General features: G+C 53.0%; 13 protein-coding genes. 10 read left to right on the top strand and 3 right to left on the bottom strand.

Going from position 1 to position 20,721, the window contains the following annotated elements; all coding sequences use genetic code 11:
* Nucleotides 1-56: 56 nt before the first annotated feature.
* The 10 genes from BFC21_RS08995 to BFC21_RS08955 all read left to right on the top strand — a co-directional run bounded on the left by BFC21_RS08995 (nucleotide 57) and on the right by BFC21_RS08955 (nucleotide 16,619).
* Nucleotides 57-452 carry a hypothetical protein gene (locus BFC21_RS08995; protein ID WP_016781522.1) on the top strand — a complete coding sequence of 132 codons (396 nt, stop codon included), beginning with the start codon at nucleotides 57-59 and terminating at the stop codon, nucleotides 450-452.
* A gap of 398 nt (nucleotides 453-850) precedes the next feature.
* A complete protein-coding gene (locus BFC21_RS08990; RefSeq protein ID WP_120265989.1) occupies nucleotides 851-2,248 on the top strand; it encodes a TolC family outer membrane protein in 1,398 nt (465 codons plus the stop codon).
* Between the two features lie 194 nt (nucleotides 2,249-2,442).
* Nucleotides 2,443-4,590 (top strand): type I secretion system permease/ATPase, encoded by a 2,148-nt coding sequence (locus BFC21_RS08985; protein ID WP_120265988.1) that lies wholly within the window; start codon nucleotides 2,443-2,445, stop codon nucleotides 4,588-4,590.
* Nucleotides 4,591-4,640: 50 nt separating this feature from the next.
* A complete protein-coding gene (locus BFC21_RS08980; RefSeq protein WP_120265987.1) occupies nucleotides 4,641-6,056 on the top strand; it encodes an HlyD family type I secretion periplasmic adaptor subunit in 1,416 nt (471 codons plus the stop codon).
* A gap of 116 nt (nucleotides 6,057-6,172) precedes the next feature.
* Nucleotides 6,173-6,748: a hypothetical protein gene (locus BFC21_RS27170; protein WP_162939303.1), complete on the top strand. Its 576-nt coding sequence runs from the start codon at nucleotides 6,173-6,175 to the stop codon at nucleotides 6,746-6,748.
* 135 nt (nucleotides 6,749-6,883) lie between these two features.
* Nucleotides 6,884-7,696 carry a hypothetical protein gene (locus tag BFC21_RS08970; RefSeq protein WP_095003455.1) on the top strand — a complete coding sequence of 271 codons (813 nt, stop codon included), beginning with the start codon at nucleotides 6,884-6,886 and terminating at the stop codon, nucleotides 7,694-7,696.
* A 9-nt stretch (nucleotides 7,697-7,705) separates the two neighbouring features.
* Nucleotides 7,706-13,381 (top strand): S8 family serine peptidase, encoded by a 5,676-nt coding sequence (locus tag BFC21_RS08965; protein ID WP_162939302.1) that lies wholly within the window; start codon nucleotides 7,706-7,708, stop codon nucleotides 13,379-13,381.
* Nucleotides 13,382-13,829: 448 nt separating this feature from the next.
* On the top strand, nucleotides 13,830-15,494 hold the full coding sequence (locus BFC21_RS08960; protein WP_088377706.1) for a sodium:solute symporter family protein: 1,665 nt from the start codon (nucleotides 13,830-13,832) through the stop codon (nucleotides 15,492-15,494).
* Nucleotides 15,476-15,607 (top strand): putative transporter small subunit, encoded by a 132-nt coding sequence (locus BFC21_RS27450; RefSeq protein WP_016781520.1) that lies wholly within the window; start codon nucleotides 15,476-15,478, stop codon nucleotides 15,605-15,607. The genes BFC21_RS08960 and BFC21_RS27450 overlap by 19 nt, the downstream gene beginning before the upstream one ends.
* Nucleotides 15,608-15,776: 169 nt before the next feature.
* The gene (locus BFC21_RS08955) at nucleotides 15,777-16,619 is read left to right on the top strand and encodes a PhzF family phenazine biosynthesis protein (protein WP_120265985.1); all 843 of its coding nucleotides are present in this window, start codon (nucleotides 15,777-15,779) and stop codon (nucleotides 16,617-16,619) included.
* A 3-nt stretch (nucleotides 16,620-16,622) separates the two neighbouring features.
* On the opposite strand, the gene BFC21_RS08950 is transcribed toward BFC21_RS08955, so the two are convergent.
* From BFC21_RS08950 to BFC21_RS08940, 3 genes are all read right to left on the bottom strand, one after another.
* Nucleotides 16,623-18,560, bottom strand: a complete 1,938-nt coding sequence (locus BFC21_RS08950) for a DNA topoisomerase III (RefSeq protein ID WP_088377704.1) — start codon at nucleotides 18,558-18,560, stop codon at nucleotides 16,623-16,625.
* Nucleotides 18,561-18,789: 229 nt separating this feature from the next.
* A complete protein-coding gene (locus BFC21_RS08945) occupies nucleotides 18,790-19,797 on the bottom strand; it encodes a sulfate ABC transporter substrate-binding protein (protein WP_016781517.1) in 1,008 nt (335 codons plus the stop codon).
* Between the two features lie 93 nt (nucleotides 19,798-19,890).
* Nucleotides 19,891-20,712, bottom strand: coding sequence for an ion transporter (locus tag BFC21_RS08940; RefSeq protein ID WP_095003457.1), 822 nt, complete (start codon nucleotides 20,710-20,712; stop codon nucleotides 19,891-19,893).
* Between the last annotated feature and the right edge of the window lie 9 nt (nucleotides 20,713-20,721).

Raw genomic sequence — 20,721 nt, 5'->3', positions numbered from 1 at the left:
ATCGCGAGCAAGCCCGCTCCCACAGGGGTCTTAGCTGACTCACAAGAGAAGCCGCCATGGCCGTATTTGCCCGTATCACCTTGCTTGCATTGGCTTTGGGCTTGAGTGCCTGTGCGGTTCATCAGCCTTACGAGCCGCCTGCGCCTTCAACGCCGATGCCGCAGCCATCGCCGCAACCTTCGGGCAAGCCGCTGCCGGACATGCCGATCCCCAAGGCGCCCAAACCGCTGCCGCGCACCTCGGCCACCTTCGCGCCACCCCCCGGCGGCCCTAGCCACTGGGATGCGCGCCTGGGCGTGTATGTGCTGGACAACCAGACCAATGTCTTCTACCGCCAGCGCGCCTACTACCGCTGGGACAATGGCTGGAGCCGCGCCGTGAGCCCCAATGGGCCGTGGGAAGAAACGGACATCAGCGGCGTACCGCCGGGGTTGAGCCGGCAGTTCAAGTAAAGCCAAGCGGCGACCTTCGGGTCGCCGTTTTTGTTTTGCGCGCCATGTCTGTCGCGCAGGGCCTTGCTGCAAGCTAAGCGTCGAAATATAGGCAGACAACGGGATTACTTTTAGATCGTTCAAAAGATGAATAGGCCGAATTATATGTTCCGGTATGTTTGTCGGAAATTAATTAGCTTGTTTGAGAAATTTCGCACCTTAATTAGGAGGGATACTTCTCTATTTGTAGGTGGAGTCTGAAATTACGGTGTTTTGTTTGAATGGGCGGGGGGTTTGTACTAAGTTTGTTTTAAGGTTTTTGGCGGCATGTCTTATTTAAGTAGCTGTTGGGCTGAACGGAATGTTGTTTGTCGTACTCTGCATTGCTTGTATTACCTTGCAATAGAAGGTGAGATGTTATGTTGCTAGTTAAATATATTTTTGGTCTGTGTCTGATCATTATGATGGTCGCTGGCACTGTCAGTGCTGAGCAAAATAATAAGCGCGCAGACTTAATAACGGTTTATCAACAAGCAATTGTTAATGATGCGAAGCTTTCAGCTGCACGTCATGAATTTATAGCTCTTCGCGAAGCCGTTCCACAGGCCAGGGCAGGGCTGCTGCCTACACTCAGTATCGGTGGATCACTTGAGTCTGTCCGTTTGGCGATGGAAGAACCGGACTTCTCGCGAGCGCGGAGCCAGTCGGTATTTCAAGCTGATATTATTCAACCCCTGTTTCGCCTTGACCGCTGGTTTCAACTCGACGCCGCACAGGCCAGCACAGTAAGGGCCGAACTGGAACTGCGTGCAAAAGAGCAAGGGATGATTCTTAGTGCGGCACAGGCCTATTTAGATACATTACGTGCACTGGACTCGTTGGCTGCCTCGAGAGCCGAGGAGGCGGCACTAAAGCGTCAGCGAGAGCAGGCACAAGGACGGTTTGCCCATGGCGCCTCCAGTATTACCGATGTTTTGGATGCCCAGGCAGCTTACGACATTGCCAATGCAAATCGAAAGCTGGCTGAGCGTAAGGTTGACGACGCATTTGAAGCCTTGGTGCGACTCACTAGCCACGAATATTCGTCAATCGAAGGTATTGATCACCACTTACCGGTACAGGCGCCAACACCCAATAACGCAAAGTTTTGGGTGGGGAAAGCGCTGCAGCAAAACCTTTCACTACTGGCCAGCAATTTTGCAGTAGTTGCTGCTGAGCATACCAAACAGCAGCAAAAAGCTGGCTTCGCGCCAACCCTGGATATGGTGGCATCTTATCGCAAGGGAGATAACGACAGTTTTGGTTATAGCAATCCAGTTGGGGGTGGTGCTACTGAATATCGTGGTGATGTTTCGCGCCACAGCATTGGGCTGCAACTGAATATTCCTCTGTACTCAGGAGGGATGACGCGTTCGCAAGTTCGCGAATCGACTGAACGTTTGGCACAAAGTGAGGATCAGCGAGATGATCGACGGCGTGAGGTGGTGCAAAATACCCGAAACTTTCATCGTGCCATTAATTCAGATGTTGAGCAGGTTGCTGCAAGACGGAAAAGTATCCTGTCCAGCCAGTCATCGCTCATGGCAACTGTGCGGGGGCGGGAGTTAGGCTCGCGCAGTCTTATGGACGTGCTTAATGCTGAGCGTCAGCTTTATGCTGCGGTTAGAGAATACAATAATGCGCGATATGACTATGTATTTAACACGCTAAGTTTAAAGCAGGTTGCAGGTGTGTTGAATGCTGCAGATTTGACTTCGCTGACAATGTTTATGAACAAGGGTTATGATCCGGATCGTGATTTTCTCCCCCCCGGCTAGCGGTTTTGAGTGTTGAGCTAGTAAAGGGTTTTCTGTTTTCTGTTTTCTGTTTTCTTGTTTGGCCAGTTATGTGCGGGTGTTGTGATTTTATCACCTTGGCCAGAGTTTGATTGTTTGAGCTTCTTTGTAATTGTTTTCGGTGTTCAAAATATTAATGTAATGTATTTTCTCTGCAAAAGAGAGTGGGCGGCTCTATGGGCGAAAATGGACAATCTGGAAGTGCAACTGCTTCTCCTCAACTGGATACTGGTCTGGTTTGTTTAGTGATGCTGGCCCGCTTTCATCATGTGGCTGCATCGGCAGAACAAATAGCGTATGAATTTGAAAATACGTTATTTGCGCCCGATGAGTTGCTGCTGGCCGCCAGAAAGCTTGGGTTGAAATCCAGGTTGATTACTACGACGCTTGTCCGACTCGCTAATACCCCGTTGCCTGCTATAGCCATTGATGGTGATGGGCGTTTCTTTATCATTGCCAAGGTTGATCAAGATCAAGGTAAAGTTCTTGTTCATGATCCCAGTGATGAGCGTGCAAATATCATTAGTGTCGAAGTGTTACGCAGTCGATGGAGCGGTCAATTAATATTGCTCAGGTCTGAAGCAGGTAGTGCTGGAGAAATTTCCCGATTCGATTTCACCTGGTTTATCCCTGCAGTCGTCAAGTACAGGAAATTATTGGGTGAAGTGCTATTGATCTCTTTTGTGCTACAAGTTTTTGCTCTGCTGACACCGCTTTTTTTTCAAGTGGTGATGGATAAGGTACTAGTGCACCATGGTCTGACTACATTGGATGTGGTTGCCATTGGCCTTTTAGTCATCATGTTATTCGAGTCAGCACTGAGTGGTTTGCGCACCTATATATTTGCCCATACGGCAAGTCGTATTGATGTGGAATTGGGTGCTAGGCTTTTTAAACATCTGGTTAATTTGCCACTGGCCTACTTTCAAGCTCGTCGAGTAGGCGATTCTGTCGCGCGTGTGCGTGAGCTGGAAAATATTCGTAGTTTTCTGACGGGGAATTCGATAACGTTGGTATTGGATGTGATGTTCTCGGTCGTATTCATCGCCGTCATGTTCTATTACAGTGTCTGGTTAACACTGATAGTATTGCTCTCACTGCCACTGTATGTGCTGATTTCAGCGCTTATTACACCTGTTCTGCGAGCACGGCTGCAGGACAGTTTTCGCCGCGGAGCCGAAAATCAGGCTTTTTTGGTTGAAACTGTAAACGGTATTGATACGGTTAAATCTATGGCTGTTGAGCCACAGGTTATTCGTACTTGGAATAACCAATTGGCAGCTTATGTTGCTGCAGGGTTTAAAACGCAAAACCTCTCAATGCTGGCCAATGAATCAGTCAGTTTGATTGGTAAGTTAGTTACAGTAGCCACGCTCTGGATGGGTGCCAGGTTGGTCATTGACGGTAGTCTCACGGTCGGTCAATTGATTGCTTTTAATATGCTTGCAGGCAGAGTCGCGCAACCCATCATGCGAATGGCCCAATTGTGGACCAGCTTTCAACAAACGGGTGTCTCAGTTCAACGCCTGGGCGACATTCTAAATACGCCAACTGAATTGTCCCAGGGCAATCGCAGTGCCTTGCCTGCCCTTGAAGGACATATTGAATTTGATCAAGTATATTTTCGCTATCGTACGGACGGTTCTGAAGTACTTCGCGGTATTAGTGCCCACATCACCGCTGGCGAAGTTATTGGTGTGGTAGGGCGCTCTGGTTCTGGAAAAAGCACGATTACACGTTTGCTCCAACGCCTGTACGTGCCTGAACGTGGCCGGGTGTTAGTGGATGGAATGGACTTGGCATTGGCTGATGCATCTTCTTTACGTCGTCAGATCGGTGTGGTGCTTCAGGATAATATGCTGTTTAACCGCACTGTTCGCGAAAATATTGCACTGACTGATCCAAGTACTCCATTTGAAGTTGTTATGCAGGCGGCACAAATGGCCGGCGCACACGAATTTATTCTGGAGTTACCTGAGGGTTACGACACCGTGGTCGGTGAACATGGGGCTTCTTTATCGGGTGGTCAGCGGCAACGTGTGGCGATCGCTCGAGCATTAATCGGGAATCCACGGATTCTTATTTTTGATGAGGCGACCAGTGCTCTGGACTATGAATCCGAGAGGCTTATTCAGCAAAACATGCAGCTTATTTGCAAGGGCCGCACGGTCATTATTATTGCTCACCGCTTATCAGCTGTAAGGGATGCGAATCGAATTCTTGTGATCGATCGAGGGCAAATTGTTGAGCAGGGCACCCATACAGAATTACTGACTCTTGAGGAGGGGCACTACGCTCGGTTGCATCGAATGCAACAGGGATAAGTCTCTTTGCCACGCACCCTGAATGTGTATGCCCTCAAAGGATGGTCTGTATGAGTGCTCGATCTGATTTGTTGCAACGCTACCGCGGTGCCTGGCGCGAGACATGGCGCAGCCGTAAAACCATGGATGCCCCAAAACGCCTGGCTCATGAAATTCAATTTTTACCTGCTGCATTAGAGTTGCAGGACAAACCAGTACACCCTGCGCCGCGTGTATTTATGTGGAGCATTATTTCTTTCGCCACATTGGCGTTGCTATGGGCCTGCCTTGGAAAAATCGAAGTCGTTGCCGTCGCTCCGGGGAAAGTTGTGCCCAGCGGTAAGACCAAAGTGATCCAATCCAGTGAAACTGCAGTGGTCACAGCGATTCATGTCAGCGATGGTCAGGAGGTTAAAGCAGGCGAGGTGCTGGTCGAACTGGATTCCACTTCAACAGATGCACAAGTCAAGCGAGTGAAGGGGGATCTATTAGCGGCACGCATAGACAGTGTGCGTGGTGGAGCGATGCTGGAGGCGATCAATCATCAAAAAGCTCCTGAATCACTTGTTGGTCTGATTCAAGGTGCCACCCCGGAGCAAGTGCTGAGTGCCCAGCGTTGGTTGCAAGGGCAATATCAGGAGTATCAAAGCAAGATAGATCTGGTGGACGCCGAAATTGCTCAACGAAGCGCGGATATTCAGTCAGCCAAAACTCAAGTTTCCAGCTTGCAGAGAACCTTACCGATAGCTACTCGGTTGGCAGAAGACTACAAGCAGTTATTGGCACAGCAGTTTGTGGCAAGGCACGAGTACCTGGAAAAGGAACACGCGCGCCTGGACCTCCAGCGCCAACTCGGTGTTCAGCAAGCGAGCGTTTTGCAGTCCACTGCGGCGCACAGTGAGGCCAGCCGCAGACGTGAAGGGGTTGTGGCTCAATCCCGCCGCGCCATGCTTGATTTGCAGCAAGAAGCCAATCAGAAAGAAACGAGCCTGGTTCAACAACTGACCCAGGCCAGGTATCAAGAAACCTTGGCCCTTCTCAGGGCATCCGTAGATGGGACTGTTCAACAACTTGCGATCCATACCGTTGGCGGGGTCGTAACGCCAGCTCAACAATTGATGGTTATTGTTCCGACTGGCCAGCCAGTTGAAGTTGAGGCAATGCTGGAGAATAAGGACATAGGGTTCGTCCGCCCCGGCCAGGCAGTCACGCTCAAAGTAGAGACCTTTACCTTTACCCGGTACGGCACTGTTGATGGGGAGGTAGTCAGTATCTCGAATGATGCGATTGAAGATGAAAAGCGTGGTCGGGTTTATAGCAGTCGTATTCGACTTAACTCCGATAGTCTTTTAGTCAAGGGGCAACGTGTTGCGTTAACTCCGGGCATGTCCGTTACGGCAGAAATCAAAACTGATTTTCGCCGTGTGATTGATTTTTTTCTCAGTCCTTTGCAGCAGCATATAAATGAAAGCCTCAGAGAGCGCTGAGTTCTGATTTGTTTGGCAATGTTGACCAGAGGTTATTGGATTGTATGAAAATAAAAATATTGTGCGTGTTGATCGGTTTGTGTTGTGTTTGTTATTTTGCGGTAATGATTCGGGAAATGACTGCTACTCCTTATCAGCTGGAACTAAAAAAACTATCCAGGTGGTTGAGTCATGCGGGTTCTATAGTTTCGAGTGATCGAAGTTTTGCTCGTGACAGGTTCAGAGGGTCAATCCAGTTTGCGGTTGCAACGACCGGTAGAGCATTAACTGATGAGCAGTTCCAAGCTGTTTTTGATGATCTGGCGCAACGCACAGCTGTTAATATATTGGATGCCGGTACTATTCCTGATCTGGACGAGTTTGTTGAGGCGGAAATTAATGCAGTGGTTCAGGGGTTTGGTCTGAAAAGATGGAATTGGCCCGGCGCACTCTATGATCAACTGCCATATCCGCTTGGGTGGGGGCATGATTATGTTCAAATACCTGGTGATACACTTATGGAATATCTTGGAAATATGAGTGTCGCACTTATGCAAAATGTAATAGGTTTTAACAGATATCTGAATGGAGACACGCCGCTTGATGCAGTGCCTAGCTGGAAAATGTCCCGTGATGTAAATGGCTGGATTAACGATAATCTATACAGGTTGTTTTCTGTGTCTCCCGATGAAGTTGTCGATGTGGTTCCGTAGTGGGTATTGGTTTTTAACATACAGCCCTGGGCCCTGGGCTAGAGATGGCGTCAACGGTGTGGCTAGGTTTTAATTGGTTTTTTCCAGTGTCTATTGTTGCGCTGAAGTTGTGCAGGAACAGTCTCGGAGGTCGATGTGGAAAAACAGCGCAGGGGGGCGAAGTTCTATTTTAAGGTCCTATATATTGTGGTCTGGTCTTTTTTAAGAATAGGAGCTGCAGGACTTTTGTTGATTTTCTATGTGCCAGCATTGTTTTTTCTTATGAGCGGTTACTACAGTTCTAAAGAAGATGCCGAGCGATACAAACATTACCAGCCACAAAATCCTGATGTCGTGTGCGGGATGATCTCGGGCACGGTCTTGGAGATCCCCAGGAAATACTTAATGCTTTGGCCTGAATACGAAGGAAAGAGCTCGTGGGAAAAAGACTTTATTTTCAATAAAAAAGGCTGTGATGCAAGTCTTCGGGCATTAGATTTAACTGTTTCATGGCCTGGCTTTCAAATTGTCAAATCCGAGGATTTTTTTGCAAGGCGGGACGAGATATCAATATTGGACATTACGGTAGTCCCATTAGTGAAAAGAGAAGGCTTTATGGAGCGCAGGCTAAAATTTTTTGCGCTGGTCAGCCAAAATGGGGCTGCTTTGAGTACTGAAGATAAGAACTACGAAGTCGAGCTGAATCTTTTTTCTGCCGAGCGCAGTGATCATGCTTTTACGGATCTTACGAATCGCTACTATTGGTCTGAAGTCAATGGTGAGCTGGCGGTAGTGTTTGAGTGTCATCGAGCGCGAATAAATAATAAGTTAAAAGATTGTAAAGGATATTTTCTTATTGATGAATTTGAGGCTTTTGTGAAAGTCGGATTTTCGTTTGAAGAGTTGAAGTATTGGCGTGAGATCGTCTATCGAACTAAAAATTTCATATTGTCTAAAGTGAAAATTTAAGGGGCGTGTATGATGCCGCAAAAGCTGAGTTTGCACGATTTAGAGCGTGCTAAAGGACTTTTGGAGACAGTAGGTCCTGCTGCTGCATATGACTACTTGTCTGCAAAAGGATATAGATATGCAGTGCTGGCAAATGGGGTGGCGAAGGGGGGGTCTTTATCTGGCGATGCGGCTATTAATTTTATGAGGCTCACAGCATCGGACTCAGGGCGTACGTTATCTGATGTTGATGTGAATCGCATTCGAAAGGATATGGCTATAGCATATATAGATGCATTGAAAGATAAGCTCGACTTTAGAGGTGGAGCTCTGATTGAGGATGTGAATTATAGTGAGGCTTGGGAGTTTCATAGAAGGGTGTTCAATGATCATGGTCTCACTGTGGAGGCCTGGACCCTCCACTCAGTATTGTCGGTAATTACAGAAAATACCAGAGAGGCATATTGGAAGAAGGTCTTGGAGTCGGCGGGAGATTTGCCTGGTGAGCTTAATTTGGCAATTCAGACAGGTCAACTCATGGCGCTTGCGTCGGCGATAAGTACGCCTGCTAATAGAGAGTTAGCTAAAAGATGGGTTGGCAGGGTTGACTCCCCGTCGGGAGGAGGCACAGTAGCGAAAAGTATTCTCAATCAAATAATAAATATGATTTCAGGTGCTTTTTCCAGTGGGTCGACTGATTCTTCCGATAAATCGGGCTCTACATTAATTGACATCAACATTAACCCCGCCCCACAGCCTCAGCAAACCATCCAGGACGAAAACCAAACCCGTCAAGATGTAAGCAATGGCTTTGCCGTCAACTCACCGACGCACAGCATTTCATTTAAAGATGGCCTGTTAAATAAAACCGACTTTACCTCAACGCAAATGGGCAGTCTGGCGACGGGTGGGATACGTCCAGGGGCAATTCAACGCGACCCCAATGCACGGCCCAATAGCTATCTCTCTCAGTTCTATCTTGACCGCCCCACCAGCAGCAAGCCGGATTATGGTTTGTTGAATGCCGTTACGCTCAATGGCCTTGCGGCGATGACTACGGTCAATACTTACGTCGATCCATTGCTGCTGGATTTGACCGGTAATGGCGTGCGGATGACCGATATTGGCGACGGCGTGCTGTTTGACACCGATCACAGCGGCACGCTCAAACGCACTGGCTGGGCCGATCGCAGCACCGGAATGCTGGTGGTTGACGACGGCAGTGGCCAGATCAAAGACGTTAGTCAGATGTTTTCTGAATACTACGCTGGCAAGTTTGGTGTGGGCGGTGCTGCGGGTGAAGTTCGATTCAAGGATGGCTTTGCCGCTTTAGCCAGCGAAGACAGCAATACTGATGGTGTAATTGATCACCATGACCCGATCTGGAGCAAGTTACGTGTCTGGGTGGATGTATCCCACGATGCTAAAACTGATGCAGGTGAACTCAAAACCCTGGCTGAACTGGGTATTACGCAATTCAATGTGCGGGATACGAATGCTAGCACCGAGGTTCGTGATGGCAACCGAGTGCTGGTCGAAGGCACTTTTACGATCAAGGGCAAAATCCAGGAGGCGCTCGCGGTCGATTTTCTGGGTGAACCTGTTAGCAGTACGTTGCTTGCACAGGCATCCGGTACACAGGTGATATCAACCTCAGAAGGTTCGACCACGAGCGCTTACGCAAGCCATAGCGTGACGGGTGAAACATTGGATGCCACCCAGTTGGGTGTTAACAACCTGTATGGCGGTGAAGGTGATGACACCCTGAATGCAGCCACAACAGGCAGCTGGCTGGTGGGGGGTGGAGGCAGCAATGTTTACAACGGTTCAGCCGTTGACGATGTTTTTGTGATTAGCGCCTCGGACAGCATGGAAAATATCCACGGTAATGGAGGTCGTGACACAGCCATCATAGTGGGGGACGAAGGCGTAGCGTTGAATATGGCCCGGGCCGGGCTGACTATCGCTCAGGGTGGGCGTGGCAACGATGTCCTTATCAGTGGGGGGGCTTCCAGCGTATTTCTCAAAGGTGGCTCGGGCGACTCGATGCTCATAGGTGGCGCAGGCAACGATGTGTTAGTCGGTGGCACTGGGCATAACATTATTTACGGCGGCAGTGGTAAGGCTGTGATCTATGCTGGCCCCAATGGCGACACTATTTATGCCTCTGATGGCGGAAGTATTATTTATGCAGGCGGTGGGGCAGACAGTATTTACGGCAGTGCAGGTAATGATGTCGTTGAAGTCGGGCGTGGTAATGCAGTTATTGACGGAGACGGTGGCATTAATATTGTCGCTCTGCATGGCAACCATGGTGACTATAAAATTACCCGCACTGCTACTGGCTATGAGGTTGTAGATACATTAGCTGGGCGTGACGGCACCGTTAAGCTGAAGAATATTCAAAAGCTCAATTTTGCGGATATATCGGCAGTCGACCTTGAGTTACCCAATGCCATGCCAGTGGCTGATGTGTTGTCTGTTGATCGAACTGGCAGGGCTTTTGATCGCGTACGGGTTCACCTTATTTCTGCCGTCAGTCTGCTTGCCAATGACCAGCCGCTGAATAGTTCAGGTCCCTTACGTATAGCCAGTGTCGGCGATGCAGTCGGTGGTACGGTCAGTCTTACTCGCCAAGGCGATGTACTGTTTACGCCGGATCCGCGTTTCACGGGATTGATCAGTTTTAAATATGGGGTTGTCGATGCGACCGGTAATCCCTCAGCCATGGTTGTCAATCTGGGAACCGGGCAGACAGCTCCCATGCGCGCCAATGTCGTCCTGCTCACCCCTGAGGTGCCACTTGACCCGCTGGCCGCGCAACAGTGGTATCTGAGCGACACCCATGTGCTTGAAGTGTGGAAGGACTACACCGGAAAAAGTGTGCGCATTGGTCAATTTGAGCCAGGCGGTGAATTTGCGGTTGCCCCAGAGGTTTTTGACATAAAACACCCAGACCTAGCCGCTAATGTTGATAAAGCCTGGCTCCAGACTCAGCAAGCCAATGGCACATTGCCAGACCTTGTGTCCAACCATGCCACCATGGTTGCCGGGGTCATGGTCGGTGCTAAAAATGGTATTGGGGGTGTCGGGGTTGCCTATGATGCGACGCTGGGTGGCTATTACCTGGCCAACAAGGGTGACGATCTGACTGCGCTCGGTCATATGGTCAGTTATGACATTGCGAACAACAGCTGGGGGTTCGAAAATGACTTTGCCATCAGCAATCTTCATCAAGGCCTGATCAATACCGCCAGTTCATTAACGGCTAATGCTCACTATGCTGCCAATAATGGCCGAGGTGGTTTAGGGACGATTATTGTAACTGCTGGGGGCAACAATCGTGCGAATGGCGGTAATGCCCAAGGATCGCTTACCAGTAATAATCGGCACTCGATTGAGGTCGGCGCCATCAATGCGCATGGGGATTTGTCGACTTTACAAACAGGTTCGACTCCTTTTTCCAGTCCAGGCGCCAGCCTGTTGATCTCGGCCCCAGGCAGTAATGTCGTATCCACCAGCCACATGCTGGAAACTGATCGGGGTTCAACTTTTGGCAATAGCTACAGTGCAATGCAAGGCACCAGTTTTGCTGCGCCTATAGTCTCGGGCATTGTTGCATTAATGCTTCAGGCCAATCCCAACTTGGGATACCGAGATGTTCAGCAGATCTTGGCGCTGTCAGCGCGCAAGATCAATGATCCGTCCACTGTATGGAGTGACAATGGTGCTCGCATCTGGAATGGTGCAGGCATGCACACCAGTAATGATTACGGTTTTGGTCTGGTTGATGCCCGCGCTGCAGTGCGTTTGTCTGAGTCATGGATATCACAGAGTACAGGTGCCAATGAGTCTGTTTTCAGTGCATCTAGCGGCGACCTTGGCAAAAGCCTGGTCGCTGGCGAGACCTTCAAATCAAGCCTGATGATGGATGCTGGCTTGAACATCGAGCATGTCGAAATCGATTTTGATGCTCAAGTAGGGCGTTTGGGGGATCTGACGCTTAAGCTTGTCTCTCCCGATGGTACGCAAAGCGTGTTGCTCAATCGGCAAGGAAAAGTGCCTTCGGGCATGCCTGGTGCGAACAGCGCGGACGCAGGCAGTACCCGGTCAGGTGCATTCAAGTACACGTTTATGAGCACGCATGACTGGGGTGAGCGCTCGGCCGGTGAATGGGCGCTTGAAGTAACCGACGCTGCTACAGGGCTTTTCGTAAAACTGAACAGTTGGTCATTACGTTTGTACGGCAGTAAGACCACTGCGGACGATACGTACTTTTACACAAACGAGTACATTCAGGCAGTCACTGCACAGGCAAACCGTGGCGTATTGGATGACGCCGTGAACGGCACTGCTGGTGGGCGTAATACAATCAATGCTGCGGCAGTATCCGGTGATACGGCGATTAATCTGATAACAGGCGTTGGAAGCATCGGCGGGGCCGCACTGCGAATAAACAGCCCTTCATCTATTCAAAATATTGTGACTGGCGATGGCAATGACACGCTGGTCGCAGGCATTGCAAATGCGTTACTCGATGGTGGTCGGGGCAACAACATCTTGATGGGCGGTGCAGGTAAAGACTTCTTTGTGATCCATCGCCGAGGTAGTGGTAGTGACATTGTGATGAACTACGATGCTGCCAATGGCGAGATCATTAATCTGGTTGGTTTTACAGGCAAGACCTTCGACAATCTGCTCATCACGCAACGTGGCGCTGACGCCTATGTTGAGCTGGGGGATGCTCAGTCCCTTTTGCTGAAAAATCAGATCGCATCAAAAATCACAGCAGCACACTTCATGTTTCAAGATACATTTGTGGCGCCAGCGGCTTACGTTAACAGCAACGCACCCGGGTTAACTTCTCAAGAAACGCTGGGGATTGTCGTTCTGAACGGTGGTTCCAAGGGCGTCAGTATCACCACGGGGGATGACGGCCGGTTTGTAGCATCCTTGGCCGGTACGGTGTACAGCCACGACACTGCAAGCTCAGACACTTTTGTGGTCGCCCGGCAGCCGGGAGTAGCCAACTATATGAATGCGCTCAGAGGTTTCAGGCAGGGCATCGATAAAATCGACTTGAGTCAAACGGGCATAACCAGTTTCGAACAACTCGTAATCAGCAAAAGCAATCGTGGGACGATCAACGGGATGTCTCAGATTCACGGCATAGAGATCACCACCACAGCGCTTGATCCTGCTGGCGGCAAGGTTCAATTGCTTTATCTGGATGCGTTGGATATTTCCCAGCTAAAACAGACCGATTTTATTTTTTCCAGCCATGCTCTGGAGTTGGTTCCTATCGCGACTGAAGTGGTGAGGCCTGCTTGGTGGCGGCCCGTTGTTGGCGAATCAGGTACGTTGGAGTCCTCTATCAAACGGCCAAATACTGATGTGTCGCCTGCGGTGCTCCGCCCTATTTCCCCGATAAAACATCCCAGAATACCTACTTTCGAAGAAAGTATGGCAGCTATCAATGATCGTTTGAAAGACAGGGAAATTAAAACCTTTGATGAGATTCTGGCGGAGCGGGGTATTGATTTAAACAAGTTGCATGAGCGACATCAGCCAGCCCCCTTTTTGCAAAGGGCCGATAATTTAGTGCAAGCAATGGCAGCATTTGACCCACCTGCTGCCAACTTGACCAGCATCACTGTTCCTGATCCGCAGAGCTTCCAACCGGCTCTTGCTGCAAATTGGACGTAGCGGATATCAAACGGGTGAGGATGAGGGCGGTCGAGAAACCGCCTTCGATTTCTTGCCAGAATTACTTTGAAAGCCCAATCAAAAAATCTCTCGCTGTTCTTCACCCTTGAACAGGTGTTTTTATTGCCTGCACCTTCCAGCCAAATACTCCTCAAATCTGTATACTTCCCCTTCGTTCGCGCCAGGGCAATCTGCCACTGACGCTGAACTTATCTCCCGGCACCTGCCGGCCATTGCTGCAAGCACCGGCTCAACGTGCTAGCGCACGCTTTGCCTTTTGACCTGGGACGCCCCTTGCGTTCCGTCACTTGCCAGCCATCACTTTGACAACCCACGGACTGCTGTCCGCTATCGCCTGCCTGTCAGGAAACCCGGGTTGTTGCGCTTGCCGATTTCGGCCCTTCGTTGCGTCTGTAACGACTGTGCGCGTATAAAAAAGGAGAAAGGAATGTTTCAACTTTCCACCTTCACCGTGTTGCTGCTTCTGTTGTGTTTTTATGGCCTGACTTTTCTGGTGTCCTTGCGCGTGGGGCGCAAGGACGAAAATGTCGACGGCTATATGGTGTCCAATAATTCCATCGGCTTTGGCATGTCCGCCGCCAGCATGACGGCCACCTGGATCTGGGCCGCTTCGTTTTATGCCGCCGCCAGTGCGGGCTACAAGTTCGGTCTCTCGGGGGCGTTGCATTACGGCTTCTGGGGTGCGCTGATGATTCTGTTTATCTACCCCTTTGGCCGGCGTTTCCGGCAACTGGCGCCCAAGGCCCATACCCTGGCGGAGATCATGCACGCACGGCACGGGCGCTCCAGCCAGATGATTCTGGCGGGGTCGAATATTGTCGGCAGTCTGATCAGCCTGATGGTCAATTTCACCGCCGCCGGGGCACTGGTCGCGGTGCTTTCGCCGTTGAGCTTTACCCACGGGGTGCTGATTGCGGGTGTCGGGATTCTGACGTACACCATATGGTCAGGGTTTCGCTCATCGGTGCTGACAGATTTCGGCCAGTTGTTCGCGATGATCTTCGCCGCAGTGGTGATTATTCCGATTATTTTCTTCCAGTTGGGCGGCCCTGAGATCTTCGCCCAGGGCATGCCGAGGATCACTCCCGAGCAGGCCAGCTTTTATTCGAAAACCGCGATTCTGGAGCAGGGCGCACCTTACTTCGTTGCCGTACTGGCCTACGCCATTGGTAACCAGACCATCGCCCAGCGCCTGTTTGCCGTGCGTGAAGACTTGATGAAGTCGACATTCGTCACCGCCACCATCGGTTATGCCTCGATTGTCATCGGGCTGGGCATGCTGGGTTTTCTGGCCTTGCTGGCGGGTATCGAGCCGCAGGATGGCGACCTCAATAACCTGATCCCGCAAATGGCCTCGACCTACTTACCGCCGTTTGCGGTGGGGCTGTTTTTCATCATGGTGATCGGTTCGCTGTCGTCCACGGCAGATTCCGACCTGTCCGCCTTGTCGGCGTTGGTGATGACCGATGTCTATGGCAAAAACATTGCCAAGGGCAAACCGAATCCCAAAACCATGTTGTTTGTCGGGCGCCTGACTATGGTGCTGGCAACCATGCTGGCGATGATCTTTGCCAGCATGAAACTCGACATCCTGACCATGCTGATTTTTGTCGGCGCGCTGTGGGGCGCCATTGTCTTTCCCGTGATTGCCAGCCTGTATTGGCAGCGGATTACCAATGCTGCCTTTACCAGTGCGGCGATTGCCGGGTTTGTGATGTTTCTGGTTGCCCGCTTCGAACTGCTGCAGATGCAAGGCGCGGTAGCGCTGTTCTTTGAGCTCTGTGCCTCGATCGGTGGCGGGGTGGTGATTGGCCTGATGGCGTTCGGCTTTTTTGGCAAGCGCGTGGGCTTTGTCATGGGAGGATTGGCGTTCTTGATACTGGCGCCTTTCGCGTTTGGTTTTCTACGCGATTACCCGGTGTTGCTCAGTTCACTGACGGCTTACGGTGTCAGTACCGTTGTGTGTGTGCTGGTGAGCTTGCTGGCCAACGAAACCTTTGATTTTGCCTGCATCAACGAGCGAGTCGTGGCCTTCCACCACAACGTCGATGCCACTGAAAAAGGAGTCACCCCATGTCCAGTTTCGCTTTAACCCTGTATGTCCTGATCTGGCCGGCCATTGCCGGGGCCGTGATGCTGACCCTGTGCGTCAGCCTGTGGCGCGATATGCGCAAGGCCAAACGTGAGGGTACGGACCTGGTCTGACGTTCTTGACCCCGTAGTCGCTGCCGAGGCACGCAGGCTGCGAGCTTTTCACTCGCATCGCTGCAAGCTCAAAGGCTCGCAGCCTGCGTGCCTCGGCAGCGACTACCCGGGGCGCGCGTTTTTTATCGGGAGTGTGTAGGGTGCTTCTAATCATTATCAGGAGCCGGTCATGCGCCCATTCGAATTCAAGCAAATTGATGTTTTCAGCAGCATTGCCCTCAAGGGCAACCCGGTGGCCGTGGTGTTGAATGCGGACAGCCTGAGCGATACGCAAATGGCCGACTTCGCACGCTGGACCAACCTGAGTGAAACCACCTTTGTACTGAAACCACAAAGCCCTGAAGCCGATTACCGTCTGCGAATTTTTACTACCCTCAACGAGCTGCCTTTTGCCGGCCACCCTACGCTGGGCAGTTGCCATGCCTGGCTGGAAGCGGGCGGCAAGCCCCGTGGCGAAGAGATTGTGCAGGAGTGTGCGGCAGGCCTGATCCGCATTCGCAGACAGGGTGGGCAACTTGCCTTTACGGCACCGCCGTTGGTGCGCTCGGGTGGCGTCGAGCATGAGCTGTTGCAACGCATCTGCCGTGGCCTGGGCATCGAGCCGCAAACTGTCGTGCAGGCCCGCTGGGTCGACAATGGCCCCGGCTGGGTTGCGTTGCTATTACGTGATCGCGAGCAGGTACTGGCCTTGAAGCCTGACTACGCGCAGTTGTCGGGTTTGGCCATTGGTGTTGTGGCTCCCTGGAACCCGGAACGGGACGGTGATGAGGCGCAGTTTGAAGTGCGCGCTTTTATTGCCGGTGAGGGCATGCCCGAAGACCCGGTGACCGGCAGCCTTAATGCCGGGCTGGCACAGTGGCTGATCGGCGAGGGCCTGGCCCCGTTGCGCTATGTAGCCAGCCAGGGCACCGCTATGGGCCGGGCAGGGCGGGTGTCTATCGAACAGATTGGCGCGGATATCTGGGTGGGTGGTTCGGCCGTGACCTGTATCTCGGGGCAATTGCAGCTGTGACGCTCAAGCGCCTTTGGCCTTGACGGCCCGCTTGGGCCTGGCCTTGCCCGTGGTGGCCTTGCGTTTCTTTTTCCAGGCCGGTGCCACACCCGCCGGGCTGGCCGGGCCGCTGATGGTCAGGGTCATGGCGCTGCAACGTTCGATATGTTTGCTCATCCAGGCCGCCTGTTTGGCGACGAAAATTTCCAGGGTCATTTCGCCGCTTTGCACCATGTCCAGGGCCTGCTCCCAGATGGCGGTGGTGCCGGGGTCGGCGATGGCGCGCGGTACGGCGTCGATCAGGCTGAAGGCCGGCGCGGTGGCGGCCAGGGCCTTGCCGTTTTTGCTCAGGTAGCCGCGGTCAAGCAAGCCCTGGATGATCCCGGCGCGGGTGGCTTCGGTACCGATGCCGGTGGTGTCCTTGAGCTTTTGCTTGAGCAGCGGATCCTGCACCAGTTTGGCAACGTTTTTCATTGCCTTGATCAGGTCGCCTTCGGTGAAGGGCTTGGGTGGCTGGGTCCACAGGTCCTTGAGGTGGACTGCCGCAATCGCGCAGTCCAGGCCTTCGCGCAATAACGGCAGGGGCTGCGGTGCCGGAGCTTCGCGACCTTTGGCCGGGGCCAGGGCCTCGGGCAGGGCGCGCTTCCAGCCGGGTTCGACGATCTGCTTGCCGACTGCCCGCAGGCTTTGCCCGGCGCAGTCGAAGTCGGCCTGGGTACGGTCGTATTCGTGGTTGGGCAGAAACTGCGCCAGGTAACGTGCGCGAATCAGCGTATAAACCGCGCGATGCTTACCGCTCAGGCGTTCAATATTCTTTGCCGCAGCTGTAGGAATGATGCCGTGGTGGGCGCTGACTTTGGCGTCGTTCCAGGCCCGTGAACGGCGCTGCGGGTCCAGATGGCCGGCCAGTGGCGCCAGTGACGGGTCAGCTTGCTGCAGGGCTGCCAGAATCGCCGGTGCTTCGCTGTGCTGGCTCTGGGGCAGGTAGCCGCAATCACTGCGCGGGTAGGTGACGACCTTGTAGGTTTCGTACAAAGCCTGGGCGACGTCGAGGGTTTCCTGGGCGCCGAGGCCGAGTTTTTTTGAACACACCTCCTGCAGCGTGCCCAGATCGAACGGCAATGGCGCGACTTCACGCATGCGCTCGGTGCGCAGCTTGATCACCCGCGCGCTGCTGGCGCTTTGCATTGCCCTTGCGGCCTGTTGGGCGTGGGCCTGGTTGAGGCAGCGGTCCTGGTCGTCGCAAGTGTCGGGGGCGGCGCGCCATTGCGCAGTAAACAGCTGCCCGTCGTGCTTGAGCTGCACATCGATGGCCCAGTAGGCCACGGGGATGAAGTCGCTGATGCTGCGATCACGGTCCACCACCAGGCGCAGGGTCGGGGTTTGCACCCGGCCTACCGGTAAAACGCCCTGGTAACCCGACTGACGGCCGAGCAGGGTAAACAGCCGGCTCATGTTCATGCCGATCAGCCAGTCGGCCCGCGAGCGGCCCAGGGCCGAGTGGTAGAGGTTGAAGGTCTCGCTGCCCGGCTTGAGCGCGGCCAGGGCCTTGCGGATCGACGCGTCGTCCAGGGCCGACAGCCACAGACGCTGGATAGGCCCGCGGTAGCGGCAGTGCTCAACGAGTTCGCGGGCGATCATCTCGCCTTCGCGGTCGGCGTCGGTGGCGATGACCAGTTCAGTGGCTTCACCGAGCAGGCGCTTGACGGCCTTGAACTGGCTGGCGGTCTTGGGCTTGACGCGCATCTTCCATTTTTCCGGAATGATCGGCAGGTCAGCCAGGACCCAACGCTTGTAGCGTTCGTCGTAGGCGTCGGGCGGGGCAGTTTCGAGCAGGTGACCGATGCACCAGGTGACGGTGGCATTGGCGCCCACCCAGCAGCCATCACCGCGGCGGCTGGCACCGAGCACGGCGGCAATATCTTTGGCCTGGGAGGGTTTTTCACACAGAAACAGCCGCATCGCTCAACTCATTCACGCATCGCAGAAGATGCACAGCATGGGCAGAGACAGGCGCGAGAGCAAGTTTTTTTACTGTTGATATGTACAGGCTTTTGCAGGTGCTGCAAAAGCTGTGGGAGCTGGCTTGCCTGCGATGCAGGCGACGGGGGCTGTCAGGCGTACCGTGGGCATCCCTTCGCGAGCAAGCCCGCTCCCACAATGGGAGGCGGGCTTGCAACAGGACAGGGGATTATTGCGCGTTGTAGATCTGGTCGAACACACCACCGTCGTTGAAGTACTTTTTCTGCACGTCGCGCCAGTCGCCGAAGGTTTTTTCAACCGACAGGAAGTCGACTTTCGGGAAGCGGTCGTTGTACTTGGCCAATATGGCCTGGTCACGCGGGCGCAGGTAGTTTTTGGCGGCGATTTCCTGGCCTTCAGGCGACCACAGGTACTTGAGGTAGGCCTCGGCCGTGGCGCGGGTGCCTTTTTTGTCGACCACTTTGTCAACCACGCTCACCGGCGGCTCGGCTTCGGCTGACACGCTCGGGTAGATCACTTCGAACTGGTCGCGGCCAAATTCGCGGGCGATCATTTCGGCTTCGTTTTCGAAGGTCACCAGCACGTCGCCAATCTGGTTGGTCATAAAGGTGGTGGTGGCTGCACGACCGCCAGTGTCGAGAACCGGAGCCTGTTTGAACAACTTGGCCACAAAGTCCTTGGCCTTGGTTTCATCGCCACCGTTTTTCAGCACATAGCCCCAGGCTGAAAGGAAGGTGTAGCGGCCGTTACCCGAGGTTTTCGGGTTGGGCACGATCACCTGTACGCCGTCCTTGAGCAGGTCGGGCCAGTCTTTCAGGGCCTTGGGGTTGCCCTTGCGCACGATAAACACGGTGGCCGAGGTGAACGGCGCACTGTTGTCCGGCAGGCGGGTGACCCAGTTCTCCGGGACCAGCTTGCCATTGTCGGCCAGGGCGTTGATATCGGTGGCCATGTTCATGGTAATGACGTCAGCCGGCAGGCCGTCAATCACCGAGCGGGCCTGTTTGCTGGAGCCGCCGAAGGACATTTGTACGTTGAGCTTTTCGCCGTTGTGCTCTTGCGCCCAGTGCTTCTGGAAGGCTGCGTTGTAGTCTTTGTAGAAGTCACGCATCACGTCGTAGGACACGTTCAGCAGCGGCGGTGGGGTCGCTGCACTCGCGACGCTGCCAAGGGCCAGGCCAGCGGCCAGAATAGAGGCACTAAAGAGTTTTTTCACTGCGCGTTCCTTGTTATAGGGAGCAATAAGGGCAAATTGCCAGTAACTATAGCGACTGTCGCATAGTCCTTAAAAGATTAAAAAGTGCTGTGGTTATGCTTTTTTTGCAAATAACGCGTTGCCACATCGCGAACAAAAAGACGCCGATTGTTCGTGAGTGTTCTTCTTGCAGGTCGGGCAATCGTGCTTGAGCTGTTCGCCACGCATGGCGTTGGCCAGTTCGGCAGTGAAGATGCCGGTGGGCACGGCAATGATCGAGTAACCGGTGATCATCACCATGGCCGAGATCACTTGCCCCATTACGGTTTTGGGCACTATGTCACCAAAGCCTACTGTGGTCAGGGTGACGATGGCCCAGTAGATACTCACCGGGATGCTGGTAAAGCCGTTTTCCGGCCCTTCGACCACATACATCAGGCTGCCGAACACCGTGACCAGGGTCGAGACACTGACCAGAAACACGATGATTTTCTGCTTGCTGCCACGCAGGGCCGACAGCAGGTAGTTGGCCTGGCTCAGGTAGGGGCGCAGTTTAAGGATACGAAAAATCCGCAACATTCGAATGATACGGATGATCAGCAGGTACTGCGCGTCGCTGTAATAGATCGCCAGAATCCCCGGCACAATGGCCAGCAAATCTACCAGGCCGTAGAAGCTGAAGGCATAACGCAGCGGCTTGGGCGAACAATACAGGCGCAGGCCGTATTCCACAGCGAATACAAAGGTGAAGCCCCACTCGATATAGGCCAGCAGCTTGGCGTAGTCGCGGTGGATGCTGTTGATGCTGTCGAGCACCACGACTACCAGGCTGCACAGGATGATCAGCAGCAAAGCCGTGTCGAAGCGCCGCCCCGCAGCTGTGTCGGCCTGAAAGACCATCACATACAGGCGTTGGCGCCAGTCATTGTTATTCATGCAGGTTGC

Origin of the sequence: Pseudomonas sp. TMW 2.1634 (assembly GCF_001703595.1) — a bacterium.
GTDB classification, from domain to species: domain Bacteria; phylum Pseudomonadota; class Gammaproteobacteria; order Pseudomonadales; family Pseudomonadaceae; genus Aquipseudomonas; species Aquipseudomonas fragi.
The sequence above is the reverse complement of the archived record's forward strand: the minus strand, read 5'-3'. Positions and strand labels throughout refer to the sequence as shown.